Source organism: Mucilaginibacter sp. HD30 (genome assembly GCF_054061755.1).
On sequence record NZ_JBSSEO010000001.1, the window covers coordinates 3,260,945 to 3,287,062 of the forward strand.

23 protein-coding genes are annotated in these 26,118 nt (G+C 42.5%); 15 read left to right on the top strand and 8 right to left on the bottom strand.

What is annotated here, in order from left to right:
- Nucleotides 1-58: 58 nt before the first annotated feature.
- The 6 genes from ACVW2L_RS15600 to ACVW2L_RS15625 form a co-directional block, all read right to left on the bottom strand.
- On the bottom strand, nt 59-1,204 hold the full coding sequence (locus tag ACVW2L_RS15600; protein WP_457128885.1) for a glycosyltransferase: 1,146 nt from the start codon (nt 1,202-1,204) through the stop codon (nt 59-61).
- Between the two features lies 1 nt (nt 1,205).
- The gene (locus ACVW2L_RS15605; RefSeq protein ID WP_457130206.1) at nt 1,206-1,823 is read right to left on the bottom strand and encodes an ABC transporter ATP-binding protein; all 618 of its coding nucleotides are present in this window, start codon (nt 1,821-1,823) and stop codon (nt 1,206-1,208) included.
- A 106-nt stretch (nt 1,824-1,929) separates the two neighbouring features.
- Nucleotides 1,930-2,712 carry an acyl-ACP--UDP-N-acetylglucosamine O-acyltransferase gene (lpxA, locus tag ACVW2L_RS15610; protein WP_457128886.1) on the bottom strand — a complete coding sequence of 261 codons (783 nt, stop codon included), beginning with the start codon at nt 2,710-2,712 and terminating at the stop codon, nt 1,930-1,932.
- Between the two features lie 4 nt (nt 2,713-2,716).
- The gene (locus ACVW2L_RS15615; RefSeq protein ID WP_457128887.1) at nt 2,717-4,120 is read right to left on the bottom strand and encodes a bifunctional UDP-3-O-[3-hydroxymyristoyl] N-acetylglucosamine deacetylase/3-hydroxyacyl-ACP dehydratase; all 1,404 of its coding nucleotides are present in this window, start codon (nt 4,118-4,120) and stop codon (nt 2,717-2,719) included.
- Nucleotides 4,121-4,213: 93 nt separating this feature from the next.
- Nucleotides 4,214-5,254: a UDP-3-O-(3-hydroxymyristoyl)glucosamine N-acyltransferase gene (gene lpxD, locus ACVW2L_RS15620; RefSeq protein WP_457128888.1), complete on the bottom strand. Its 1,041-nt coding sequence runs from the start codon at nt 5,252-5,254 to the stop codon at nt 4,214-4,216.
- A 127-nt stretch (nt 5,255-5,381) separates the two neighbouring features.
- A complete protein-coding gene (locus tag ACVW2L_RS15625; protein ID WP_457128889.1) occupies nt 5,382-6,611 on the bottom strand; it encodes an HD domain-containing protein in 1,230 nt (409 codons plus the stop codon).
- A 171-nt stretch (nt 6,612-6,782) separates the two neighbouring features.
- On the opposite strand from ACVW2L_RS15625, the gene porX reads away from it, so the two are divergent.
- From porX to ACVW2L_RS15660, 7 genes are all read left to right on the top strand, one after another.
- A complete protein-coding gene (gene porX, locus ACVW2L_RS15630; RefSeq protein WP_457128890.1) occupies nt 6,783-8,336 on the top strand; it encodes a T9SS response regulator signal transducer PorX in 1,554 nt (517 codons plus the stop codon).
- Nucleotides 8,337-8,363: 27 nt separating this feature from the next.
- Nucleotides 8,364-8,573 carry a hypothetical protein gene (locus ACVW2L_RS15635; protein ID WP_457128891.1) on the top strand — a complete coding sequence of 70 codons (210 nt, stop codon included), beginning with the start codon at nt 8,364-8,366 and terminating at the stop codon, nt 8,571-8,573.
- Entirely contained in the window at nt 8,563-8,946 is a 384-nt protein-coding gene (locus ACVW2L_RS15640) for a PIN domain-containing protein (protein WP_457128892.1), read from the top strand. Before ACVW2L_RS15635 ends, ACVW2L_RS15640 begins: the two co-directional genes overlap by 11 nt.
- Nucleotides 8,939-9,361, top strand: coding sequence for a tRNA (adenosine(37)-N6)-threonylcarbamoyltransferase complex ATPase subunit type 1 TsaE (tsaE, locus tag ACVW2L_RS15645; protein WP_457128893.1), 423 nt, complete (start codon nt 8,939-8,941; stop codon nt 9,359-9,361). Before ACVW2L_RS15640 ends, tsaE begins: the two co-directional genes overlap by 8 nt.
- Nucleotides 9,362-9,400: 39 nt before the next feature.
- Complete coding sequence (locus ACVW2L_RS15650) at nt 9,401-10,627, top strand: alanine dehydrogenase (RefSeq protein ID WP_457128894.1); 1,227 nt, start codon at nt 9,401-9,403, stop codon at nt 10,625-10,627.
- Between the two features lie 269 nt (nt 10,628-10,896).
- Nucleotides 10,897-11,850 carry a YihY/virulence factor BrkB family protein gene (locus tag ACVW2L_RS15655; protein ID WP_457128895.1) on the top strand — a complete coding sequence of 318 codons (954 nt, stop codon included), beginning with the start codon at nt 10,897-10,899 and terminating at the stop codon, nt 11,848-11,850.
- A 220-nt stretch (nt 11,851-12,070) separates the two neighbouring features.
- Nucleotides 12,071-13,153: an aspartyl protease family protein gene (locus ACVW2L_RS15660; protein ID WP_457128896.1), complete on the top strand. Its 1,083-nt coding sequence runs from the start codon at nt 12,071-12,073 to the stop codon at nt 13,151-13,153.
- Between the two features lie 18 nt (nt 13,154-13,171).
- Here ACVW2L_RS15660 and ACVW2L_RS15665 read toward each other — a convergent pair whose 3' ends face one another.
- On the bottom strand, nt 13,172-13,441 hold the full coding sequence (locus tag ACVW2L_RS15665) for a hypothetical protein (RefSeq protein ID WP_457128897.1): 270 nt from the start codon (nt 13,439-13,441) through the stop codon (nt 13,172-13,174).
- A gap of 204 nt (nt 13,442-13,645) precedes the next feature.
- Between ACVW2L_RS15665 and ACVW2L_RS15670 the strand changes: the two genes are divergently transcribed.
- From ACVW2L_RS15670 to ACVW2L_RS15705, 8 genes are all read left to right on the top strand, one after another.
- Nucleotides 13,646-14,518 (top strand): glutamate--tRNA ligase family protein, encoded by an 873-nt coding sequence (locus ACVW2L_RS15670; protein WP_457128898.1) that lies wholly within the window; start codon nt 13,646-13,648, stop codon nt 14,516-14,518.
- Between the two features lie 150 nt (nt 14,519-14,668).
- Complete coding sequence (locus tag ACVW2L_RS15675) at nt 14,669-16,078, top strand: nucleoside hydrolase-like domain-containing protein (RefSeq protein WP_457128899.1); 1,410 nt, start codon at nt 14,669-14,671, stop codon at nt 16,076-16,078.
- Between the two features lie 120 nt (nt 16,079-16,198).
- Entirely contained in the window at nt 16,199-17,089 is an 891-nt protein-coding gene (locus tag ACVW2L_RS15680) for an EamA family transporter (protein WP_457128900.1), read from the top strand.
- Between the two features lie 390 nt (nt 17,090-17,479).
- Entirely contained in the window at nt 17,480-19,507 is a 2,028-nt protein-coding gene (gene uvrB / locus ACVW2L_RS15685) for an excinuclease ABC subunit UvrB (protein WP_457128901.1), read from the top strand.
- 229 nt (nt 19,508-19,736) lie between these two features.
- Nucleotides 19,737-19,997 carry a DUF4834 domain-containing protein gene (locus tag ACVW2L_RS15690; RefSeq protein WP_457128902.1) on the top strand — a complete coding sequence of 87 codons (261 nt, stop codon included), beginning with the start codon at nt 19,737-19,739 and terminating at the stop codon, nt 19,995-19,997.
- Nucleotides 19,998-20,273, top strand: a complete 276-nt coding sequence (locus ACVW2L_RS15695; RefSeq protein WP_457128903.1) for a hypothetical protein — start codon at nt 19,998-20,000, stop codon at nt 20,271-20,273.
- A gap of 88 nt (nt 20,274-20,361) precedes the next feature.
- A complete protein-coding gene (locus tag ACVW2L_RS15700) occupies nt 20,362-22,842 on the top strand; it encodes a YfhO family protein (RefSeq protein WP_457128904.1) in 2,481 nt (826 codons plus the stop codon).
- A 140-nt stretch (nt 22,843-22,982) separates the two neighbouring features.
- A complete protein-coding gene (locus ACVW2L_RS15705) occupies nt 22,983-24,350 on the top strand; it encodes a putative oxidoreductase C-terminal domain-containing protein (protein ID WP_457128905.1) in 1,368 nt (455 codons plus the stop codon).
- A 174-nt stretch (nt 24,351-24,524) separates the two neighbouring features.
- On the opposite strand, the gene ACVW2L_RS15710 is transcribed toward ACVW2L_RS15705, so the two are convergent.
- Nucleotides 24,525-25,949 carry a Gfo/Idh/MocA family protein gene (locus ACVW2L_RS15710; protein WP_457128906.1) on the bottom strand — a complete coding sequence of 475 codons (1,425 nt, stop codon included), beginning with the start codon at nt 25,947-25,949 and terminating at the stop codon, nt 24,525-24,527.
- Nucleotides 25,950-26,118: the final 169 nt, after the last annotated feature.

The following is a 26,118-nucleotide window of genomic DNA, read 5'->3' on the forward strand; positions in this document are numbered from 1 at the left end:
GATTGTAGCAACGCTTTGTTGATTCAATTAAATACAGCTATGAACCATTAACCATTAACTATGAACCTCTTTTTAGCTCATCTAACGAATAGAAGCTGTCGCGCCAGTATATGCCACCTTGTTTAAGAGTAATTATAGCGGCACGCATTATAATGTAGGCCATTAATGCACCCGCAAAAGGTATCATTAGCGCGTACCACCATTTGTTAGGCGATGTTAGCTCCATATAAACCATTTGAAATAAAATAACTGCACAACCTAATATTTGAATGGGGAAACTACCCGAGGCCAGCGTTAACGGAACGGGTATTACCACACAAATTAGGGTGGCCAGCACGTTTATAACAGCGCCGCTCATTTTGTAGTTACTAATAGAAAAAGAGTTTTTCATTAATCCGTCGCGAAACTGCCTGACGGTTTTGTACCACTCCAGGGTAAGGTATTCCTTGCCCGATAATACATCTGACCGCAAACCTGCCTGCTTAATTAATTGGCCCAGTTTAAGGTCGTCGTCGGGCCTTAAACTGATGGGTGCATGTGTACCGGCTTTTTCATAGGCAGTGCGTTTAACCAGGTTAAAAGCGCCAACACCCATTGCTGCTTTCCGTTTAGGATTGCGAACATCCCAGGGGCGAATATAAAGTACCAGCATTAAGGCAAATGTGGCCAACAAACTGTTTAAAATAACGGAACGCGAAACAGTTCGCGGCAATATAGTAAGGTGATCCAGATCATGTTGAGCAACATAACTCATTGCCTTACTTAAGGCATCGGGATGGAAAACAATATCAGCATCGGTAAACAGCATCCACTCTTCGGTACTTTGCAGATACCCCTGATAAAGCGCGTTGTTTTTACCGAGCCAGCCACCAGGCAGGGCATCAATAGTAACCACATTAATTGCGGGATATTTTATCTTCATTTGGGCCAGTATGGCGCCGGTGCCGTCGGTAGAGCGGTCATTCAATACAATGATGCGACAGTTGCTGTACTTGATGTGGCAAACACTTTGCAATGCCTTTTCTACATCTTCCTCCTCGTTCCTTACTGCTATTATAACTGCTATAGCAGGCTCGTTCGCAGCAAATCCCTGATCAGGCAGGTTCTTAATATTGTTAAAGCCAATTAGAACATACACAATCACTCCTATCCAGCCAATACCTGCTATTATGCTATAAACCTCCAGCAAGTAGTTAAGCGTCATGCTATTTATAATCAGATATGTTTAACCGGTATTTGCAGAAACTATACTCATGCTCCTGATTAGAGCATACAATGGTTAGCCGGCCCTGCGCGAATTGCTCTACCAGGCTTAAATACCAGTCGATACCTTGTGTATCCAGATTAGAGGTTGGCTCATCCAACATCAGCAATGGCGTGTCCGAACAAAACGCGAGTGCAAGTTTTAGCCGCTGTTTCATTCCTGATGAAAAATACCTAACGAGTTTATTTTTACCACCAGGTAAGCTCAGCAGTTCAATTATTTTGTCCTTATTGATGCCTGCTTTGTAGGGTTTAAATTTGAAATGGAAATCGATCACCTCCTCCAGCGAAAACTCCTCTATCAATTCAAGATAGGGCGCAGCCAAGCTCAGGTAATTGAATACTCTTTCTATGTCGATCTTGTTACCGTTATTTAAAAACGTAATATTCCCTATTGATGGTGAAAGGCTGCCGTTTAGTATTTGCAGCAAGGTTGATTTGCCCGAACCATTCGGCCCCAGGATGGCGTAACTTTCTCCACCCGTAAAGTTGTAGTCTATCCCCCTGAAGATCCAATCACGGTTAAAGCGTCGGCCTACGTTTTGGAGGGAGATGTTTATTTGGTTCATAGTTAAGGGTTCATAAGATCATGGTAATTGTTAGTGGTTAGATTATCCATCATTATGCTTTTTGCCATGAACCATTAACTATCATCTATGAACTAACCTATATCCCAAACCCTTTCATGATACCACGCTGCGAGTTGGATACAAAGTTAATGATCTCGTCGCGCTCAACGGTTGGATTAAACTCTGCCTCAATAATGTCCAGTGCCTTGGTAACATTATATTTTTTAAGAAAGATGATCCGGTAGATCTCCTGGATCTCATTAATGGATGCTGCAGAGAATCCCCTGCGGCGCAAACCAACTGAGTTTATGCCTATGTATGATAATGGCTCACGTCCTGCTTTGGTAAAAGGTGGCACATCTTTACGCACCAATGATCCGCCGGATATCATGCTATGCGCACCTATCTCCACAAACTGGTGTACAGCAGAGGTTCCGCCGATGAATGCGTAATCGTAAACGTTAATGTGGCCGGCCAACTGTACAGAGTTGGCTATAATTACATTATCGCCAATAACACAATCGTGCGCTACGTGTACATAGGCCATCAGCAAACAATTGCTGCCAATAGTAGTGGTATTTTTATCTAATGCAGTACCGCGGTTAAGCGTTACGCATTCGCGGATAACTGTGTTATCACCTATGGTAACGGTGCTGGGCTCGCCTTTGTACTTTAAATCTTGTGGCGGTGCTGAAACTACTGCACCCGGAAAAATACGGCAGTTTTTACCAATGCGGGCGCCATCCATAATAACAGAGTTTGAGCCTATCCAGGTGCCTTCGCCAATTTCTACATCCTTATGGATGGTAACAAAGGGTTCAATAACAACATTGTCGGCTATTTTGGCCTGCGGATGTATATACGCTAAGGGTTGGATCATTCGATTATTCTGTTATTTGTTTTTTAACAATCTGGGCCATTAGCTCAGCTTCTACTACAACACGCTCGCCTACCATACCAATGCCTTTCATTTGTGCAATGCCGCGGCGTATGGGTGCTAACAAGTTGCAGTGGAATATTAACGTATCGCCGGGCACAACCTTATCTTTAAAGCGGGCATTTTCTATTTTTAAAAACAAGGTAATGTAATTCTCAGGATCAGGCACTGTATTCAACACCAGTATTCCACCGGTTTGCGCCATAGCCTCGATCTGCAAAACACCGGGGAAAAGCGGAGCATCCGGAAAGTGACCCTTAAAAATCTCTTCGTTCATGGTAACGTTCTTCAACCCCACCACGTGGCTTTTTGTTAGCTCTAATATTTTGTCTATCAGCAGCATAGGCTGACGGTGCGGCAATATCTTCATTATCTGCACGGTATCATAAACCGGCTTCATATTCGGATCGTAAACCTTAAAGTGCTTACGGCTGCGTTCTTTTTTTATCAGCGTCTTTATTTTTTTTGCGAAGGCAACATTGGCCGCATGACCGGGCCTTGCCGCCATGATATGGCCGCGCAGCGGAACGCCTACCAACGCAAGATCACCTATCATATCCAGCAGCTTGTGGCGTGCCGGCTCGTTTTGATGGCGTAGTTCAATATTATTGAGTATGCCTTGCGGTGCTACTTTGATGTCTTTACGATTAAATAGTTTGGCCAGATGAGCCAATTCAGCCTCGTCAACATCCTTATCAACCACAACAATGGCGTTATTCAAATCACCACCCTTTATCAGGTCGTGCTTTAAAAGCATTTCCAGTTCATGCAAAAAGCAAAAGGTGCGGCATGATGCTATTTCTTTAACAAACTCGGTAATTGATGATATACTGGCATGCTGACTGCCCAATACCTGCGAGTTATAATCAACCATGCAGGTAAACCGATAGTCATCTAAAGGCATAGCCACCATATCTACTTTACGGTCCGGCTCAGAATAATGAATATTATATGGGATATGATAATATTCGCGGTCAGCTTCCTGTTCAAGCAAGCCTGCGTTTAAAATAGCGTCAACAAACTGAATAGAGCTCCCATCCATTATTGGCGTCTCCGGGCCGTCCATATCAATCAGCACATTATCAACCTCCAAGCCCACTAATGCGGCCAAAACATGTTCAATAGTACTTACACTTGCGCCGTTTTGTGATAGTGTTGTGCCGCGCGAAGTATCGGTAACATTATCCACATCGGCATCTATAATAGGCATGCCTTCTACATCAACCCTTCTGAATTTATAGCCATGATTCTCCGGTGCCGGATGAAACGTCATGGTAACTTTCTCGCCTGTATGCAAACCCGCACCCGAAACAGTTATAGGCGCCTTAATAGTTCTTTGTTTAATATTCATCCTTTATTGGTCATTTGTCATTCATCATTGCTCATTGGTTTTAGCTATTTAAAAACATAACTAATTCACTAATGACCAATGACTATTGACTAATCAATCAGCCTTACGCAGTTCCGCTATTATTTTTTCTAATTCAACAACTCTTTTTTCTAATTCGGGCAGTCTTTGCAATACAACATTAGAACGCATATTACTACTATATGCAAATGCCGGCGATCCCGCCCACTTCTTATTTTCTTCGGTAAGTGACCGGCCAATACCAGACTGTGCCTGCACTTGTGTGCCTTTAGCAATTGTTATGTGCCCAACTACACCAACCTGTCCGCCTAAAATCACATTTTCGCCCAATTTTGTGCTGCCCGATACACCCGTTTGGGCGGCAATTACTGTATTTGCTCCAATCTCCACGTTATGGGCTATCTGGATAAGATTATCTAATTTAACGCCCTTGTGAATAATGGTTGAGCCCATTGTAGCACGATCGACAGTGGTGTTAGAGCCCACTTCAACATCATCCTCTAAAACTACGTTACCTATTTGAGCTATTTTAGTGTATGTACCGTCGGCGTTTGGAGCAAAACCAAAACCATCGCTACCTATTACCGCGCCCGAGTGGATGGTGTTATTGTTACCTAAAACACAATCAAAATAAACTTTTACGTTAGCAAACAGGGTTGTATTTGATCCTACCTTAGCATTGTCGCCAATGTAGGTGTGCGGATAAACTTTACTATTGTCCCCAATTTTTACACCTGCGCCAATGTAAGCGAAAGCGCCTACGTAAACGTTTTCTCCTAAAACTGCTGTTTCGTGTATAAAAGATGGCTGCTCTATACCCTCTTTGTGCAGCTTATAAGTGTTATATTTTTCAAGCAGTACCGTAAATGCGCTATATGCATTCTCCACCCTTATAAGGGTACATTTAACCGGAGCACTTAGTTCAAGACTGTCATTTACAATAGCAATTGATGCATTGGTGCTATACAAATGCGGCTCGTATTTAGGATTAGCCAAAAAAGTTAAGCTGCCCGGGGCGGCCTCTTCAATTTTAGCCAACCGGTCCACCGCAACAAGCGGATCGCCTTCAACTTTCCCGTTAAGTATAAATGCTATATCCTGTGCTGTAAACTGCATCGGGCAAATTTATTATTTTTAGTTGTTAAAGATTAAAGATTGAAGATTAAAGATTGTGTATCGGTAAATTAGCTAACTGGGCATAATTGCACCAAGTAACTAATCTTCAATCTTTAAAGCCAAAATATTAGTCCATCAAATCCTTACTGTAGCAAAGTATATATTTTTTAACGGTTTTAGCCAATGCTTCCAGATTAGAGTTATCGCTCGCAGCTGCAATATCAATTATCTTATCATTTTTTAGCAGAATGCGTATGTTCCCGTCGCCGGGCTGATAGGCATCATTCCGTATCGAATCTGAAAAAACAAAATAACCTGCCTCTGCTTTTGATATGTTATATTTATTGGCGGCCCTTTCTTTTAATTCTTCTATGTATTCAACTGCAACAGGCTGCGCGGTAATATCCACATGAAAAAGCTTACGTTGTACAAAATCAGTACATAGCTTGGCCAAAACAAACTCTTCGTTAGTGGCCCAGACTTTCACAGCCGACATGATATCCGTATCATCTAATGCAGTAAATATTTCCAGGTGATGATCTGCCTGCATTAGGGCATCGCTGGTTATGGTGTTTGTAAGCAAGTACTCCAGGGCGGGAGTAGCAAAAAGCTGTTTGCCTTGCGTAACCAGCTCACGACTGCGCTGCAAGATCTTTACCAACAACTGCTCTGCAGCTATTACCGTTTTATGCAGATATACCTGCCAGTACATTAGACGGCGCGCTATCAAAAACTTTTCAACCGAATAAATGCCTTTCTCTTCTATTACAATATGCCCGTCTTTTACGTTCAGCATCTTAATTATCCTGTCCGAGCTTATTACACCTTCGGATACGCCGGTAAAAAAGCTGTCGCGGTTCAGGTAATCCAACCTGTCCATATCTAACTGGCTTGATACTAACTCGTGCAAAAAGCCTTTAATATACGTTCCTTTAAAAATGCTTATAGCGGTAGTTAGTTCCCCTTTAAATTGCTGGTTTAACCTGTCCATCAACATAACAGAAATGTGCTCATGCGATAAGCCCTGAACTAAAGTATGTTCTAAGGCGTGCGAAAACGGGCCATGCCCTACGTCATGCAGTAAAATGGCAATGGTTATAGCTTCTTCTTCGTGTGGCGTTATTTCATGTCCTTTTGAGCGCAAAACCTCAATAGAAAGCTTCATCAGGTGCATGGCACCCAACGCGTGATGAAAACGTGTGTGCAACGCACCGGGATAAACCAAATGGGTCATCCCCAGTTGCTTTATGTACCTAAGGCGCTGAAAGTATGGATGTTCTATCAGATCAAAGACCAGATCAGAAGGGATGGAGATAAACCCGTAAACCGGGTCGTTAATTATCTTTCGCTTGTTCAAATGCAGATTATATAATGCAAAAATGCCAAAATAAATAAACGGATTAACACCATTATGTTAATTTATGTTAATTAGTCACCAAAACCCGCAACAAATGATTTGCTTTGGGGTTAGATTATACGTTATGTGCTGTATTAGCAGCGCATTTTTAGTTGATTTATACACTATACCATGCAAGATACTACTATACTTTGGGCCGATGACGAGATTGATCTGTTAAAACCGCATGTGCTTTTTTTAAGTGAGAAAGGATATAAGGTTACTACTGTTACCAATGGGTATGATGCTGTTGATGCTTTTAAGAATGGCTATTTCGATCTGGTTTTTTTAGATGAAAACATGCCTGGTATTACAGGTATTGAGACACTTGCGCTGATAAAAAACATCAATAATGATGTTCCCATTGTAATGATCACCAAAAGTGAGGAAGAGTACCTGATGGAGGATGCGATAGGATCAAAAATTGATGATTACCTTATAAAACCGGTAAACCCCAAACAAATACTGCTCACAATAAAAAAACTTACTGAAAATAAGCGCCTGGTTACACAGCGCACCACCATGGCTTATCAGCAGGACTTCAGAAACCTGGGTATTACATTAAATGAGAACCTTAGCTATCAGGAGTGGGTAGACGTATATAAGAAGCTGATATACTGGGAACTTGAGCTACAGCAACTGGAAGACGCCGGCATGCACGAAATACTTACCCTGCAAAAAGCCGAAGCTAACACCCAGTTTTGCAAATTTGTAGAAAAAAACTACCTGGGGTGGATAAAAAACCCTGAAAACGCGCCAACCAATTCAAGCCAGCTTTTTAAAAAGAAAGTGTTTCCTAAACTGGATGGCAAGGGGCCTTTGTTTTTTATTTTGATTGATAATTTAAGGTTTGATCAGTTTAAGATCATCAACCCTATAATTTCAGAATATTTCCGTTTAGAGGAAGAAGATACTTACTACAGTATTTTACCCACTGCAACGCAATACGCCCGAAATTCCATATTTGCCGGTTTAATGCCGCTTGAAATGGAAAAACGTTTTCCGGAGAAATGGCAGAACGATGAGGACGAAGGCGGTAAGAATTTGTTTGAGGCAGATTTTTTAAGCGATCAGTTAAGTCGCGTTTTGCGTAAAGATGTTAAGCATTCGTACCACAAAATATTGAATATTGACGAAGGGCGTTCATTAAACGATTCGGTAAACAACCTGATGAAAAACGACCTGAATGTGGTTGTTTATAATTTTGTTGATATGCTTTCGCACGCCCGTACTGATATGCAGATGATACGCGAACTGGCCAGTGACGATGCTGCTTACCGGTCTTTAACCCTATCATGGTTTGAGCATTCGCCTTTGTTTGATCTGCTTAAATTCCTGGGCCAGAAACAAGCGCGGGTTATCATTACAACAGACCATGGCACTATTCGCGTTAAAAAGCCCAGCAAAATAATCGGCGACCGTAATACCAATACCAACCTGAGATACAAACAAGGGCGTAATCTTAATTTCAACGCAAAAGATGTGTTTCATGTACGCAATCCACATGATGCCATGTTGCCTAAGTTGCATGTAAGCTCGAGCTTTGTTTTTGCTAAAGAGGATACCTTTTTTGTATACCCCAACAACTACAACCACTTTGTTAATTTCTATAACGAAACCTTCCAGCACGGCGGTATCTCGTTAGAAGAAATGATCATTCCGGTGGTTACTTATGGGCCAAAGTAGTATTAATTATTTTGCTTATATTTGAATATGAGTGTTATTGTTGAAATAAGGAAACAGGATTCTGAAGAAGAACTTGAAAATAAGATCAAGGAGGCTTCCAACAGAATGGCCAAACTTAAAGAGGCTAGAGACGGACTCATTGAAGACAAAAAAAAGCGCTTAAGCCAATTTTTTGGGGCTCTTAAACTCAACGAAGACCCCGTAATTCTACAAAGAAGGTGGCGCGATGAATGGTGAAAAGGTAATTCTTGACACTAACATTCTTTTATATTTTTTGAACGGAGATAAAAACGTTGTCCGTTTTGTTCAGGATTTTGACCCTTTGATTTCTTTCATAAGCGAATTGGAGCTTTTATCTGCCCCAGAGATGTCTTTTGAACAAAAATCACTTATACAAGACTTTCTTTCCGATGTTACGATTGTAAAATACGATGATTCTCATAAAAAAGATATTGTAAAAGTTCGCGCTGGGAAACGACTAAAATTACAAGATGCAATTATTGCTTCTTTGGCTATAACTTTGAAGCTACCTTTAATAACTGCCGATAAAGCCCTTAGAAATGTAGCGGGGTTAGATCTAATATTTTACGATGTTACTGCGGATGAATAACCAATCTTTAATTTATAATATTTCCTATCTCCCCTCCATTGCTCAGCAGCTATTAAGCTTTGCCGGCAACAACCGCATATTTCTATTTCATGGTGATATGGGAGCGGGAAAAACTACACTTATCAAGTCGCTTTGCGCAGAATTAGGTGTTAGCAGCTCTGTTAGCAGCCCCACATTTGCCATTGTAAATGAATACGAAGGCGCACAAAACCGCATTTATCACTTCGACTTTTATCGCCTTAAAAATCAAACAGAAACCTTGGATATGGGGTGCGAAGAGTATTTTTACTCAGGCGATTACTGTTTTATTGAATGGCCGGAGAAGATTCCCGACATGCTTCCGGCTCATTATATCAATATAAACATCAGTGTGTTAAATGACACTACCAGGGAGATATCATTTGAAAAAATTTAATGTTTTTTTCTTATCTTCATCAGCCATAAATAACGCGTTATGAGTTCAGGGAAATACAGTGGGTTCTCAGATGTAGCCAAACAAGCTATGATGCAACCTCAGGAGTCAATGCTTGAGGTAAAAAACAAAAAAAACAAACTATACATAGGTATCCCTAAAGAGGTCTCTTTTCAGGAGAACCGGATACCGCTTACTCCCTTGTCTGTGGCCTTGCTGGTAAACAACGGGCACGACGTTATGCTGGAAAGCAACGCCGGTAAAGCTGCAAAATTTTTGGATAAGGACTACGCCGAACAAGGCGCACAAATAGTATTCGAAACCAAAAAGGTCTACGAAGCGGACATAATTATCAAAATTGCCCCACCTACTTTGCAGGAGATCGAGTTGATGAAACCCGGTCAGATCCTGATATCGGCATTGCAGATCTCAACCATGAAGGCTGATTGTTTGCAAGCTATGATGGCAAAAAAAATAACCGCTTTATGTTTTGAGGACCTGCGCGATGAGGGCAACTCGTTACCGGTAGTGCGGGCCATGAGCGAAATTGTGGGTGCCACCTCCATTTTAATAGCGGCAGAATACCTGAGTAATATATTCGGCGGCAAGGGCCTTATGTTAGGCGGCATTACAGGCGTACCACCAACAGAAATAGTAATTTTAGGGGCAGGAACCGTAGGCGAATACGCCGCCCGCACAGCGATATCATTAGGTGCCGAAGTAAAAGTTTTTGACCCCTCCATTTATAAACTGCGACGGCTGCAAAACAATATTGGCGCAAGAATATTCACTTCGGTGGTGCAGCCTATCGTATTAGAAAAAGCTATTACTACCTGCGATGTAGCCATTGGTGCCATGCGCGCAGAAGATGGCCGCAGCCCTTGTATCGTATCAGAAGCAACGGTTAGCAAAATGAAACCTAACTCGGTTATTATTGATGTAAGTATAGACCAGGGTGGTTGCTTTGAAACATCAGAAATTACCAACCATACGCATCCGGTTTTTCGCAAGTACGATGTTATTCATTACTGTGTTCCCAATATAGCATCGCGTGTAGCCCGTACCGCAACGTATGCACTTACCAATATTTTTGCACCCATTTTACTGGACATAGGAGAACACGGAGGCATAAAGAATGTAATATGGCAAAAAGCGGGCGTACGCGAGGCTGTTTACATCTACCAAGGTAATCTCACCAACAAGTATGTTGCTGAACGTTTTTCGCTGCCCTGCAAAGACCTTGACTTGTTAATTGTATCGCACCATTAGCAAAACGCGCTACATTATAGGCCGAACAAAACATAAGGTTAAAATCTGTTAAACGCATTACCGGACAATTCTCTTGTCCACACGTGCTTACAATCCAAAAATTTGTTTTTTGCGCAAGGGCATTAAAATTGCTTAGCCAAAGGCAGCTTATTGAAACTAAATATGCCTGTAGCAGTTACGTAAGTTTTCATTGGCAAATAAGTATATTTAAAAATTCATGCATTCAATAGCGATACATCTCCATTAACATGATAATTAATAAAGAGTACATGAAAAGATTCTGGAAGGTTTTAGTTGCAACATTTACGGGTTTTTCTAATGATAACGGCTTAAAACTAAGCGCATCATTAGCTTATTATACAGTATTTTCTATAGCGCCCTTACTATTTTTACTTATAGCTATAGTGGGCCTTTTTCCAATGGCAAAAGGCGATTCTCTTTATCAGGATTTAGGTAAATTTATTGGGAACGACGCTGCAATACAATTACACAGTACTGTTACAGCATTAAAGCTTAGCGGTAAAAGTTCTTTAGGCTTTGTACTTGGTATTGCAACACTTATGCTTGGCGCAAGCAGTATATTTATTGAGATACAGGACTCGTTGAACATGATATGGCGGGTTAAAGCCAAGCCCAAAAAAGGCTGGGTTAAGATGCTTCAAAATCGCTTTCTTTCTTTCTCACTCATTATCAGTTTGGGCTTTCTGCTGCTGGCATCACTGTTGATCAATTTGCTAATGGATGCGCTAAGCGCCCGCATTGAGCACTTTTTACCCGTAATAACCGGCCTGTTATTAAAAGGGGTTAATATGGCTATTGAAGCCGTTGTTATCTCCGTGCTATTTGCCATTATATTTAAATTTTTGCCAGACGTTAAGATCAGATGGAAAGACGTAAGGATAGGCGCATTTTTTACCGCTATACTTTTTATGTTAGGGCAGTATTTAATCGGCATGTACATACAATACACAGCACAGGGATCTGTTTACGGCGCTGCCGGATCGCTTATTGTTATTTTGGTTTGGATCTATTATACATCAGCAATTCTATACATAGGTGCCGAATTTACACAGGTTTATGCCGAAGCCATAGGCAGTAAAATTGAGCCGGCCCCCTACGCGGTATATGTTAGACAAACAGAAGTTGAAGCAGTGGTTAAAGAGTTGCCGCCCCAAAATCCGCAACTGGAGGGGAAACTCAAAAGCCCTTCAGATAGCGAGTAACCGAATATCGTTTACGATGTTGATTTCATTTGCGTTCTAAATTTTGTAATTTTAGATTCCAATTGTAAATACATTGTACAGAATGCCCCGTGTTGTGAGATTTAATATCCTGCTGTATTTGTTGGCACTAATAACGTGTGCAACCTCGGCCCGGGCGCAGCAATTTAACATATCAGGAAATAAAAATCGAGCGTATGTACCTTTTAAGGTTATACGTAGCATGGTTGTTATCCAACTGAAGATAAATAATAAAGGGCCTTACAATTTTATATTAGACACTGGTGTTGGAGTAATGCTCATCACCGATCCTATAGTTGCTGATTCGCTTAATATTGTAAACCCGCGCACCATAAAGATAGCCGGATTAGGGGAGCGTGAAAACTACGAGGCGATAGTGGCACCGTTAGTGAATGTTAACATTTCAGACCGGCTTGTTAGTCATAATGTATCAGCCGCCATACTAAAAGAAGATTTTTTTGGACTTTCAAATTATGCGGGGATACCCATTCACGGGCTGATTGGAAATGATTTTTTTTCTAAACTGGCGGTTAAGATCAGTTTTACGGATAGCACCTTAGTAGCTACAAAGCCGGGGGGCATGCGCATTTTCAGAAAAGCGGAGAAAATTCCTATAACAATTGAAGGGGGCAAACCTTACATACAAACTAATGTTACCATGTCTGCCGGTATTGAAAAAACAAACAAGCTATTGATTGATCTTGGAGCCGGGCATGCATTATCGTTAGAAAACATAGACTCTTTACCTCAGAAATGCATCAGCGCTAATTTAGGAATAGGTTTGAACGGGTTGATAGGTGGACATCTCGCGCGCGTAAATCAACTTGCTATCGGGAGATATGGTATAAAAGATGTCATCACGTCCTTCCCTGCTGATGACCCTTCATTTAAAACTTCCGTACCCCGCAACGGAAGCATAGGTATGGGGACATTGAAACGATTTGATATCATATTCGATTATCAAAATGGCGCAATGTACTTAAAGCCGAATTATAATTTTAAGGAAACATTTGAGCATGATATGAGCGGAATAAGTTATCATGCCGGCGGCAAAAACTTTGATCACCTAATTGTTGAAAAAGTTGACGAAGGATCTACGGCAGAAGAAATGGGCGTACAGCCCCTGGATGAAATAATTTCTATCAACTTTAGGCCGGTTTACAAAATGAGCCTGCAGCAAATTGACGAGCTCTTTAAATCAAGAGATGGCCGCAATATTTTATTGGAGCTATACCGCGATAAAATTACCGAAAGATTGGTGCTTACTTTAAAACGAAGAATATGATCAAGCTTGATTTATACCTTATTTCAACTGACTTATATTTTCAAAAAAAGCTGTTTGAAGGTCAAGTAAGGACCTCACATTGATTTTTTCGCCATACATATCAAAACATAAAAACTTTGAATTGTTCTGATCGCCTGGCTTACTTTTTTCCAGTAAGTTAAAAGTTTCAAAAAAATAATGATTGGTAGTTACCTTGCTGCGTTTGTTGGTTTGCGAAGCATTCAACCTAAATCCGATGGCATTGAGCCATTTATGCACTTTGTTGTGCAAGTTGCTAATATTGTTCATAAGTGAGATTGTTTTAAGAATTTAACGAAAAATTAAATTATATGTTTCATCAAAAACCCTTCATTTATAAACAGTTGTTAGGTTTAGCAAGATACAGGCAGCTTTCATTATTAATTAAGGCCATAATAAACATAATGCTAAAGGCGTGATTATTCTCATGCCTTTTTTATTGGCGAATACTTTTACTTATTTTGATGGCTGCTTATGCTCAAATCCGCCAAACAGTATAATTTAACAAGAATAGCTCCTACGCCAAGTGGATACCTTCACCTGGGTAACGCTTACTCATTTGCACTTACCGCCGCTATAGCCGAAAGTACAGGTGCCGAAATTTTGTTGCGAATAGACGATCTTGATCGTGACAGAGCGGAGCTTGCCTATGTAAATGATATTTTTGATACGCTTACCTTTTTGGGTATTGGATGGCAGCGCGGCCCCCGTAATGCCGATGAATATAAGCGCGAATGGTCGCAGCTATTCAGGTTAAATATTTACCAGCCTGTACTTGCAAAATTAGCAGAGAGCGGTAACGTTTTTGCATGCACCTGCTCGCGCAGACAATTGCAAACTGCCGGGTATGAATGTAGCTGCTCGGAAAAACATGTGCCGCTTGACGCGGCAGGTGTTGCATGGCGTGTATTAACCAGCGACAAGGTTTTATCTGTTAACACACTTACGCAAGGCAATATAAAGGTAGCACTACCTGCAGAAATGAAAAACTTCATTGTCCGAAAAAAGGATGGATATCCGGCCTATCAGCTCACATCACTGCTGGATGATCTGCATTTCGGTGTTGATTTGATTGTTAGGGGCCAGGACCTGTGGCCGTCCACCATTGCACAAAATTACCTGGCATCTGTATTAAACATGCCTTCATTTAACCAAATAACCTTTCATCATCACAAGTTATTAATGGCTTACAACCACACCAAGCTTTCTAAATCCGCAGGGGCAACATCCATTCAATACCTGGTGGGCCAAGGCATGTCGCCAGATCGGTTGTATGCTCAAATCGGCGGGATGCTTTCGGCGGGAATAGAACTATCTAATTGGCGGGATCTATCGCACCACTTTTAGATCTCTATGAGCGTCGTAAATTATAAGCTGGGATTTATACCACAACAAATCAACACCAAGTACAGATCGTTTTAAAGCAAATGCCGACTCGCATTATTAGAACTTACCCGTTATTGTTTAATTTTAACAGACTATAAATGTTTCTTATATATGAAGACTTCTCTCCGGGCATTAACCCTGCTGTTTTTAATCAGCAAACTTTCTGTGGCACAGGTACCTGTCGGTGCAGGTAATAACCTTAAACCGCGCATTATTGTTTTAACCGACATTGCGCCGATAGATATTGAGCCCGACGACATGGAATCAATGATACGCTTACTGGCGCACGCGGACCTGTTTGAAATAGAGGGGCTTATAGCCGGCACAGGCTGGAGCGATTATGGCGATAAAGAACACCCAGAGATCATTCATGACGTGATAAACGCCTACGAGAAGGACCTGCCTAACCTGCAAAAGCGGTCAGCACAAAAAGCGTTTAGGACCGACGAATCGCGGCAGCAAATGGGCTATTGGCCCAGTCCGGCATATCTACGCGACCGCACAGTTTTGGGTAGCACAAAAATGGGTGTAACCGCTTTAAGCGACGCCAACAACTCGGCGGGAAGCGATCTCATTATTAAGATGGTTGATGAAAAAGACGACCGCCCGTTGTGGGTATTAGTATGGGGTGGTGGCAACACTGTGGCACAAGCCATATGGAAGGTGCAAAAAGAACGCTCGCCGGCAGAGCTAAAGAAGTTTTTACATAAGCTGCGCATTTATACCATCACAGATCAAGACCATGTCCAGTTTCGGTATAAAGCAAATGCCAGCTCACACTATTGGATGCGTAAGGAGTTTGCTAACGACCTGTTTTTTGTATGGGATGAATCTGCCTGGTTATTTCAAAATAACAACGGCAAGAAAAACTGGGACCAATACGTTAAAGATATACAGGGACATGGCGCATTAGGCACTTTGTACCCCAAATACAAATGGGGCGTTGAAGGCGATACCCCTTCGTTATTATATGTGTGGCCAAACGGATTGAACGATCCTGAAAATCCATCCGGTGGCAGTTGGGGCGGCTTTTTTCGAAGAGGCATTAGCGCCGATAGTGTTACTACGGCGTACGTAAATCAAAAGAACACACCCGCCAACGCTGTCTCAAAAAAATACGAAGAGAAATTCTACCCGGCGCTTTATAACAACTTCGCGGCGCGGATGGAGTGGGCACGCGATGGTAAAGGCAACCGCGAGCCTGTTGTAGTGATAAATGGAGACAAAAGTCTATCACCTATACATTTGTCACCCAAGGAAAATACAACTATTACATTGGATGCGTCGGCGTCCTCAGACCCGGATGGCGATAACCTTAGCTACAACTGGTGGATACTCACCGAGGCCGGAACTTACGGACAAGCTATTGAAATAGCCAATAACAATACATCGAAAGTAAAGCTGAACATTCCTTTTGATGCCGCAGGAGAAAGATTTCACATCATTTGCGAGGTAACCGATAATGGTATGCATCCATTAACCTCATACAGAAGAATAATCATCACGCCGCCGATTGAGTGATATATTAAACTCCGGCACTAACAAATTTACCCGCTTAGCGAAACATAATTTAACAAAGCCGTGTCATTACACAAGGTGCATTTATAGATATTTGCCCGCTTAAACATTCACAATAAAGGTTTGAATAACAGTAAATACTACCTGGCAGCAATTGTAGCTTATGTAATATGGGGCTTTTTTAGCTTGGTGCTAAAGCCGCTGGTAGCATACCCATCGGTTGATATCTTATTTTTCCGGGTATTTAGCTGCGCGATATTGATGCTGGTAGTTGTGGCGCTGTTTAAAAGGCAGGCTATTACAGACGCCATTAACACTTATAAAGCACTATCACCTAAACAGAGGCGCAAAGCGCTATGGCTCAACATTGGCGGGAGTGTACTGCTAAGCTTTAACTGGTTCAGCTTTATTTATGTAATGAACCACATAAGCGTAAAAGCAGCTGCATTGGCTTATTTGGTTTGCCCTGTGTTAACCACCCTGCTTGCCTGGTTAATACTACGCGAAAAGCTGAGCAAACTGCAATGGGGAGCCGTGAGCTTAAGTTTAGTTAGCTGCCTGTTGCTGTCCTACGCCAACATAATTGATATGCTTTACAGCAGCGTGGTGGGGCTTAGTTATGCCGCCTATCTGGTTAGCCAGCGCCCTAATACAGGGTTTGATAGATTTTTGGTGCTTACTTTTCATATTGTACTGTCGGCTATTATGTTGCTCCCTTTTTACCCCGCCTTTGGCGGAGCGCTACCTACAGCCGACAACTTCTACTTATACATACTAATAATTGCCGTGCTGTTTACCATTATTCCGCTGTTTTTAAATCTGTTTGCGTTAAAGGGTCTTGGCTCCTCTACGTTGGGGATGCTGCTGAATATTAATCCAATTATTGGCTTTACACTTGCGGGGGTGGTATATCACGAGCATATGAGCGCTATCCAGATTGTTTCTTATTCGCTGATATTTGCGGCGGTGGTGGTTTTTAATGTGGGCAGCTGTTTGGCGGGAGAAAGAAAATAGGCGCGACCGGAGTTAATTGACTTTCAAAAGTGAGACAAAATTTAAGACTTTCGCATGAGATTAATAATCAATAATTTACCGAGATTTTACAGTTAAATTCCCTGACGAATAAGTAGTCTCACTTCGTCCCACTCCAAAAACCCAAACCGCTTACTACCAAATGCTTACTAAAAAAAGCGTCCCACACTGTCCTCTTTTGTCTCACACCCGCTTGGGACACACTCCCGCAATAGAGATGGCTTTGAAACCCATCGCTATTTATATTCACCCTGCTGACATACCTTTGTCATTACCGTTGTGTTTCTTTGAACATTCGATAGTCAAAAAGTGTTATAACTAATCACTAAAACCGATTAACTAGTCACTAATCTGTATTTTTGCAACACACACATGGATTTTAAACTCACCTCTCAATACCAACCCACCGGCGATCAGCCCGGCGCCATTAAACAACTGGTAGACGGCGTTAATGGCGGCGAAAACTACCAAACGCTGCTGGGGGTAACCGGTTCGGGCAAAACGTTTACGGTTGCCAATGTTATTGCGCAAACGCAAAAGCCTACGCTGGTATTGAGCCATAATAAAACCCTTGCCGCGCAGTTATACGGCGAGTTTAAGCAGTTCTTCCCCGAAAACGCGGTGAACTACTTTGTTTCTTACTACGATTACTACCAGCCCGAGGCTTTCATCCCCACAACCAACACCTACATAGAAAAGGACCTGCAGATAAACGAGGAGATAGAGAAACTGCGCCTGCGCACTACATCAGCTTTAATGAGCGGGCGGCGGGATGTTATTGTGGTGTCGTCTATCTCCTGCATTTATGGTATGGGTAACCCGGAAGATTTCGCGGCTTCGGTATTTAAGTTCGCGGTAGGTACAAGGATAAGTCGCAACGCTTTTTTGCACCGACTTGTAGAGATATTATACGCCCGCACCACTGCCGATTTTAAACGCGGAACCTTCAGGGTTAAGGGCGACACAGTAGATATCTTCCCCGCTTATATGGACCACGCCTACCGCATCTCTTTTTTTGGCGATGATATTGAAGAGTTAAGCACTTTTGATATTGGCACCGGTAAAACGGTTGAGAAGATGACCCACATGGTGCTGTACCCGGCCAACCTTTATGTAGCTCCGCGCGAGCGTTTCCAGCAATCCATCTGGGCCATACAGGAGGAGTTAGAGAGCCGCAAGAAGCAATTTATTGGCGACGGCCGCTTTTTAGAAGCCAAGCGTTTAGAAGAGCGGGTAAACTATGACTTGGAAATGATCCGCGAGCTGGGTTATTGCTCGGGCATCGAGAACTACTCCCGCTTTTTTGATGGTCGCCAACCGGGTGCAAGGCCGTTCTGTTTGTTAGATTATTTTCCGGATGATTACCTGATGGTGATTGACGAGAGCCACGTAACTGTGCCGCAGATTCGCGCCATGTATGGCGGCGATAGGTCGCGTAAGATCTCTTTGGTTGATTATGGTTTCCGTTTGCCTGCAGCATTGGATAACCGTCCGCTTAACTTCCAGGAGTTTGAACGGCTGGCACCGCAAACCATTTACGTGAGCGCTACTCCTGCCGATTTTGAGCTGGAGAAATCGGGCGGCGTGGTGGTGGAGCAGGTAATACGCCCTACCGGCTTGCTTGACCCGTTGATTGATGTGCGCCCGGCCATTAACCAGGTAGACGACCTGCTGGATGAGGTAGATAAAACCATTAAACAGGGCGACCGCGTGCTGGTAACCACCCTTACTAAACGCATGGCAGAAGAACTGGCCAAATACATGGACCGCCTGAATATAAAATGCCGTTACATCCACTCAGAAGTAAAGACCCTGCAACGGGTTGAGATACTGCGCGATCTGCGGCTTGGTGTATTTGATGTGCTGATAGGTATTAACTTACTACGCGAGGGTTTGGACCTGCCGGAAGTATCGTTGGTTTGCATTTTGGATGCCGATAAAGAGGGGTTCCTGCGGTCTGAGCGGTCGCTGATACAAACCATAGGCCGTGCAGCGCGTAACGATCGTGGCCGGGTAATTATGTATGCTGATAAGATAACCGACTCTATGCAGATCACCATGGACGAGACCAACCGCCGCCGCGAAAAGCAAATCCTTTACAATGCCGAACATGGGATAACGCCAACAACAGTTGGTAAAACCAAGGCCGAAATTATTGAGCAAACATCGGTTATGGATTTTCAGGGCGGTGTGCAAAAAGCTTATGTTGAAACTGATACCCTTACCCTTGCTGCGGACCCTATTGTGCAATACATGAGTAAAGGCGACCTGAAGAAATCCATCGACAACACCAAAAAAGATATGCTGGCCGCCGCCAAGGATATGGACTTTTTACGTGCAGCCAAGCTTCGTGATGAAATGTTTGCGCTTGAAAAGATGATGGAGGAGAAATTTAGTTAGATGTACAGATATTAAACAAGAATGTCATGCTGAACTTGTTTCAGCACCCCACATGCTAAGCGTACGGTAATTGCTGATGACATGCCGAAACAAGTTCGGCATGTCGGGTAGAGTTTACATTTAGCTGATGTAACAAACGCTATCATCCCTACATCAAATTACCGTGTAAAATCATAAGCGATCATTTTACACGTTATATTCTATATTTGTAATTTAAAAGCATATCCGCATGTCAGTATTTCTGCGATTTTTATTAGTATCCATACTCATTTTATATGCCATACGAGCGCTGTTACGTTATTTATTGCCCATGCTTTTTCAAGGCCTGGTAAATAAAGCACAGCAGCAGGGCCAGCAAGGTTATGGTCGCCCCAACCAGCAAAAGCCAACTGGAAAGATCAACATCGATTTTATACCCCAGGAAGCTGCCAAAAGTAAGGTGCCCGACACTGAAGGCGACTTTGTAGAATACGAAGAGATTAAAAAATAAATGATCCCAAAAGAATTATATAACCGCAGGCGAAGGCATGATAACACGCCTCAATCTTTGGTTCTGATCATAACAAATTATATAGTTTGTACTATACTGTTTTCAACAGTTAGTCCTACCCGCTGGTTTTTTTCTATAGTACTGGCAGGTTTAATTCTGTATAATGTTCACATTATCCGCCGCAACCGCGATGAGATAACCCGCATAAACATTATTGCTTACGCAGTTGGCTGGGCTGGCATAGCTTTGCTGTATTTTTTTATCCACAAAATTTAAGCAAAATCCTTTTTAGCTTTGCCGTTTCAATTGTCGCGTAAATTTCTATTTTTGGGCGGTACAATTAATTCCAATTTAAATCAAGTAAATGAATAACTGGTTCAAGCGCAATGGCATCCATTTTGCCATTATCGGCATATTTTTCGTAATGTGTTTTATTTATTTTACGCCTGCGTTTCAGGGTAAAACCTTAGGCCAAAGTGACGTAACCGGCGCGCAATCAACACAAACCGAGATAAATGCTTATAAAGATAGGGGTCAAACCATATTATGGACCAACCAGATATTTGGTGGCATGCCCGTATTCCAGATCTGGGTGCCTTATACCAATAACATTACCAGCCATATTATAATCGGGCTAAAAGCTGTTTTCCCCAATCCTATTGATACCGTAATGCTTCTTTTAGCTGGAGCCTATTTTCTATTTATAGTGCTAAAGCTGAACCCCTGGTTAGCAGCAGCTGGCGCAATTGCCTTTACATTCTCGTCATACAATATTATTTATATAGTGGCAGGGCATTCCAACCAGACCTTTGCTATCGCCTTTTTTGCGCCGATAATAGCCAGCATAATATTAACCCTGCGTGGAAAACATATTTTGGGCGGAGCGTTAACAGCTTTCTTTCTGGCGATGGAAATACGTGCCAATCACCTGCAGATGACGTATTACCTGATGCTTGCGGTACTTATTTTGGTAGTGGTAGAAGTATTCCACGCGGTAAAAAGCAAAACAATGCCTCAACTGCTAAAATCTATAGGCTTTTTAGTGGCGGGCTTGTGTTTAGCTATAGCCGTTAATGCATCTATGTTATGGAGCAATGCGGAGTATGCAAAAGAAACCATCCGCGGCCAATCCAATTTAACATCAGCAGACGAGCCGAGCACCGGTCTCGCTAAGGATTATGCGTACCTATGGAGCCAGGGTGTAGGCGAATGTATTACGTTTTTGGTACCAAATGCGTATGGCGGTGGAACAGGTACTTTAGAACTGGATGAAAATTCGGCTACTGCCAAGGCATTTATTACCAAAGGAGCATCCGTAGAGGAAGCCGTTAAAAACGCCGGTCAGATTGGTGCGGGCGCTGTTCCTGGTTTGGGCACTTACTGGGGTAATAAATCGTCTACCAGCGGGCCGTGGTATTTTGGCGCAGTAGTATGCTTTCTGTTTGTATTGGGCCTTATTATCGTTAAGGATCGCCTTAAATGGTGGATACTCGCAACAGTTTTATTAACAATGTTGCTTTCCTTCGGCCGCAATTTCCCTTTTGTTTCCGACCTTTTCTTTAACTATTTCCCTTTATATAATAAGTTTCGCGCAGTTGAATCCATTCTGTCCGTTACTATGTTGTGCTTCCCTATCCTGGCTATTTTAGCAATAAAAGAACTTATGGATAGCACTGACAAAAAGGTCTTACTGAAAAAAGCTTTGTTATCATTTTATATTACTGGAGGCATTGCGCTGATAATGGTTGCATTACCTGATGTCATTTTGAGCTTTCGCCCCTCAAACCAGTCAGAAGGTGTAACTATGCTTTCACAATATCTCAATGGAGATAACAATTTTGCGTCTGCAATATCTAACGGTATTGTTCAGGACAGAGTAAGCCTCGCCCGTATGGACGCTATCAGGACCCTGGTATTTGTTGCATTGGCATTTGGCATTGTTTTCCTGTACATCAAACAAAAAATAAACATTACTATACTTTCACTTGGATTCTTATCACTCATATTGGTTGATCTTTGGCAGGTTGATAAGCGCTATTTAAAAGATGAAAACTTTGCGCCTAAGCAATTATCTAACAAACCCGAACCACGTGAAGTTGACACCTTCATTGCACGCGATGCTGATCCGAATTTCAGAGTTTATGATGCAACTACCGGGCCATTGCAGGACACGTATAATCCATTCTTTCATAAATCATTCGGAGGGTATTCTGCAGCAAGGCTAAAGCGTTTCCAGGAGATAATAGACGCGCAATTCAGCAAAAGCGTAAACCAGGATGTTCTGGATATGATGAACACGAAATACATCATAACGGCCAACTCTGACGGCCAGTCCGTAAAAATGCAGGCCAATTCTACTGCCTGCGGCAATGCCTGGTTTGTAAAAAGCGTAAAATATGTAAAAACAGCCGACCAGGAAATGGCCGCTATAAGCAGTTTCGACCCCAAACTTGAAGCTATAGTTGACGAGCAATATAAACCACAGGCAGGTGACAGAACCGCGTTTGATCCTAATGCGACAATTAAATTAGTGCATTACAGTCCTGATACCTTAAAGTACCACAGTGGTTCAACGGCAGAGCAAATAGCAGTTTTTTCAGAGATCTATTACAATAAGGGCTGGAATATGTATATCGACGGTAAAGAAGCGCCGTATTTCCGTGCTGATTATCTTTTGCGTGCCGCTAAAATACCTGTAGGCAACCATGATATTGAATTTGTTTTCCACCCTGCATCTTATTATACCGGCGAGGGCATTTCATTAGCCGGATCAATACTGTTGGTATTAGCCATAGGCGCTGCGGGTTATACCGAAACGAAGAAAAAGCCGGTAAAAAAAGCTTAAGCACAATTTGCAGATAACAAAAAAGGATGGTCAAAACGACCATCCTTTTTTGTTAGTGAAACTCGCTATATCACATGTAAAAAAATACTTTAAATTTGAAGCGCTCAATTATATAAACCCAATTATACACAATCCGATAAATGAAGAAAATATCTATTTTATTACTATCTGCCTTACTGGCCGGCTGTACACAAAAACAAGATAGTAAGGAAGCTTTCACTGTGCATCTGATCACCGTTGATCCCGGGCACTTTCATGCGGCATTGGTGCAAAAAACAATGTATCCAGAAGTTGACAGCGTTGTACGTATTTACGCCCCTGAGGGGAACGACCTGCAACAACATATGGATAGAATATCAGCTTACAACCACCGCCCTGATAAGCCAACTGATTGGAAAGAGAAAATTTTTGTCGGCTCCAATTTCTTTGAAGAAATGATACACCAAAAAAAAGGCAACGTTGTAATATTGGCGGGTAATAACGAGAAGAAAACAAGCTATATAAAAAAATCAGTAGATGCCGGCTTAAACGTATTGGCAGATAAACCTATGGCTATTGACCGTGCCGGTTTTGAGGTTTTAAAAAACGCCTTTGAAAGTGCAAAAAAGAATAAGGTGCTGTTGTATGATATTATGACTGAGCGCTATGAGATAACTACCATTTTACAGCGCGAACTTTCTATGATACCCGAAGTGTTTGGGAAATTAGAACAAGGCACCACCGACAACCCGGCCGTGACTAAAGAGAGTGTGCATTATTTCTACAAATACGTATCGGGTAAGGTGCTGGTTAGACCACCCTGGTTTATGGATGTAGCGCAACAGGGCGAAGGCATTGTTGATGTTACCACTCATTTAGTTGACCTTGTGCAGTGGGAGTGTTTCCCGGAGAAGATCATCGAAACAAAAAACATTAATATGCTTGCGGCTAAAAGATGGCCCACCGATATGACTTTGAGTCAGTTTAAAACCATTACGGGCGCTGGTGCTTTTCCTGATTACTTAAAAAAGGATGTAATACAGGACAGTGTGCTTAAAGTATTTTCAAACGGCGAGATGAATTACACCATTAATGGTGTGCATGCCAGGGTATCGGTTAGGTGGAACTATAAAGCACCCGAGGGTACAGGTGACACACATAACTCGGTTATGCGGGGTACAAAAACTAACCTGGTAATAAAACAGGGGGCAGAGCAACAACACAAACCTGAACTTTACATTGAGCAGGCGGCCGGGCAACCAGCATTAACAGAGCAGTTATTACAGCAGCAGATAGAAAAACTACAGGCAAAATATCCCGGCATCGCGCTAAAAAAAGCAAAGAATGGCTGGTGGGTAACTATTCCTGATACCTTTAAAGAAGGTCACGAAGCACACTTTGCCCGCGTTATGGAAAAGTTTTTAGCGTACTTTAAAAATAAGAACATGCCTGCCTGGGAAGTACCTAACATGATTGCGAAATATTATACAACTACTGCCGCGTTAGAGATGGCTAAGGCGGGGAAGTAAAAACAACCAATAATTGTCATAACTAACGCAGTAAGAAATCTATACACAAACCTGTCCGGCTGCTGAGCTTGTGTATAAATTTCTCGTTATCAGTCGAAAGGACAAACTTAATATTAATCAAAACGCCTCGTGATCAATGATCACGAGGCGTTCCTTTATACGATAAACGACTACCTACGCCTTTATAAAGCTTGTTCCATACGGATAACGCTGCGGGCGTGATAACAGTTTATTCGCCTCGGCATCATTTATAAACAGCTCTTTTTTAGGGTCAAAAACCAGCTTACGTGGCAACTTCATGGCTGCATGTGCAACCAAACATGCACTGCATGACCGGTGGGCCACCTCAACGGGGCTAATGTTGGGTTTTTTGGTTTGGATGGATTCTATCCAGTTTTTATGCTGTTCTGGGCTATCATATAATTTAATGCCATTAGGTTTAATAATAGCATTTGTAATTGCTGCGCTGCTTGCCTCAAAGGCCGGAGATTTTGGCGACGAAGGATCAGATGCCGTTACCGGCTCTTCGCCACGAGATACAAAGATCCAGCCTTCTGTACCTTCAAAACGCAGGCCGTTAGGGAACTTACCGCTAACAATCACGTTAACATTGTTCTTGTACTTCATGGTTACTTCAAAGTTGCCATGCACGTTCCAGAAACCTTTTGTCGGGTACTCTGCAGTAGCCTCTGCTGATAGCGGCCCCGAGTATTCGGTATCCATGGCCCAGTGGGCAATATCCAGGTGATGCACACCCCAACCGGTTATCATGCCTGCGCCAAACTGCTCACAGCGTAACCATCCGGGCCTTGATGTTACCGAATTTTGCGAATGCGCCCTATCCTGCGTATAATAAACGTATGGCGTTGATCCTAACCACATCTCGTAGTTAAAGTTGGCAGGGATGGGCATTTCTGTAGCAATACCACCCGCAGGATCGCCCGGTAAACCCACTTTAATGGTATGCAGCTTACCTATGTGGCCATTGCGCACCAGCTCGCAGCCACGCTTAAACTGTGGCCAGGGGTTATTAGAACGTTGCTGACTACCCAATTGGAAAACCACACCCGTCTTGCGTATAAAATCGCTCATCTGGCGGCCCTCTTCTATGGTTAGGGACGTAGGTTTTTGGCAGTAAATATGCTTGCCGGCCAAGGCCGCTTCAACCGCTAATTGCGCATGCCAGTGGTCGGGCGTACTTATCATAACGGCATCTATATCTTTATTGGCCAGCAGATCGCGGTAATTACTATAAGTTTTAACATCCATGTAATTATCCTTGTTAGTGCTCTTAGCGTACTCATCCTCAATAAACTTTTTGGTACTGTCTACCCTTTTACTGTCCAGATCGCAAACGGCCATAATGCGGGCCTCGGCTATTTTTAGGGTCGATGGCAGATCATGCACCCGGGCTATGCGCCCGCAGCCAATCTGTGCTACGTTGATCTTATTGCTGGGTGCGCTCTTACCAAATACCGATGATGGCACAATGGTTGGGAAACCGCCTAACAATATGGTGCCGGCCGCAACTTTGCCTGTCGACTCCAGAAATTTACGACGGGAAATTCCTTGTAACTCCTTTTTAATTTCGTTTTCCATAACGTTATTTTATAATAGTATGCTCGGTTTAACGGGGATGTAAACTGCCTGGTTGCAGGTAATTGGTTAGGCTAATATAGCCTTATAACAACGGAAAGGAAGGACGATTTAGAGAAGATAAGTAGCTTCAATCATGTAATTTGTCACGAAATCGCATTCGTATCTTGTT

Excerpts from the sequence above, each read along its gene's own strand:
- ACVW2L_RS15670 (WP_457128898.1), top strand. The coding sequence starts at position 13,646 with ATGCTCAAATCCGCCAAACAGTATAATTTAACAAGAATAGCTCCTACG.
- uvrB (WP_457128901.1), top strand. The coding sequence starts at position 17,480 with ATGGATTTTAAACTCACCTCTCAATACCAACCCACCGGCGATCAGCCC.
- ACVW2L_RS15615 (WP_457128887.1), bottom strand. The coding sequence starts at position 4,120 with ATGAATATTAAACAAAGAACTATTAAGGCGCCTATAACTGTTTCGGGT.
- lpxA (WP_457128886.1), bottom strand. The coding sequence starts at position 2,712 with ATGATCCAACCCTTAGCGTATATACATCCGCAGGCCAAAATAGCCGAC.
- tsaE (WP_457128893.1), top strand. The coding sequence starts at position 8,939 with ATGAATAACCAATCTTTAATTTATAATATTTCCTATCTCCCCTCCATT.
- ACVW2L_RS15675 (WP_457128899.1), top strand. The coding sequence starts at position 14,669 with ATGAAGACTTCTCTCCGGGCATTAACCCTGCTGTTTTTAATCAGCAAA.
- ACVW2L_RS15695 (WP_457128903.1), top strand. The coding sequence starts at position 19,998 with ATGATCCCAAAAGAATTATATAACCGCAGGCGAAGGCATGATAACACG.
- ACVW2L_RS15705 (WP_457128905.1), top strand. The coding sequence starts at position 22,983 with ATGAAGAAAATATCTATTTTATTACTATCTGCCTTACTGGCCGGCTGT.
- ACVW2L_RS15650 (WP_457128894.1), top strand. The coding sequence starts at position 9,401 with ATGAGTTCAGGGAAATACAGTGGGTTCTCAGATGTAGCCAAACAAGCT.
- ACVW2L_RS15690 (WP_457128902.1), top strand. The coding sequence starts at position 19,737 with ATGTCAGTATTTCTGCGATTTTTATTAGTATCCATACTCATTTTATAT.
- ACVW2L_RS15700 (WP_457128904.1), top strand. The coding sequence starts at position 20,362 with ATGAATAACTGGTTCAAGCGCAATGGCATCCATTTTGCCATTATCGGC.
- ACVW2L_RS15635 (WP_457128891.1), top strand. The coding sequence starts at position 8,364 with ATGAGTGTTATTGTTGAAATAAGGAAACAGGATTCTGAAGAAGAACTT.
- ACVW2L_RS15640 (WP_457128892.1), top strand. The coding sequence starts at position 8,563 with ATGAATGGTGAAAAGGTAATTCTTGACACTAACATTCTTTTATATTTT.
- ACVW2L_RS15660 (WP_457128896.1), top strand. The coding sequence starts at position 12,071 with ATGGTTGTTATCCAACTGAAGATAAATAATAAAGGGCCTTACAATTTT.
- ACVW2L_RS15655 (WP_457128895.1), top strand. The coding sequence starts at position 10,897 with ATGAAAAGATTCTGGAAGGTTTTAGTTGCAACATTTACGGGTTTTTCT.
- ACVW2L_RS15710 (WP_457128906.1), bottom strand. The coding sequence starts at position 25,949 with ATGGAAAACGAAATTAAAAAGGAGTTACAAGGAATTTCCCGTCGTAAA.
- porX (WP_457128890.1), top strand. The coding sequence starts at position 6,783 with ATGCAAGATACTACTATACTTTGGGCCGATGACGAGATTGATCTGTTA.
- ACVW2L_RS15600 (WP_457128885.1), bottom strand. The coding sequence starts at position 1,204 with ATGACGCTTAACTACTTGCTGGAGGTTTATAGCATAATAGCAGGTATT.
- lpxD (WP_457128888.1), bottom strand. The coding sequence starts at position 5,254 with ATGCAGTTTACAGCACAGGATATAGCATTTATACTTAACGGGAAAGTT.
- ACVW2L_RS15665 (WP_457128897.1), bottom strand. The coding sequence starts at position 13,441 with ATGAACAATATTAGCAACTTGCACAACAAAGTGCATAAATGGCTCAAT.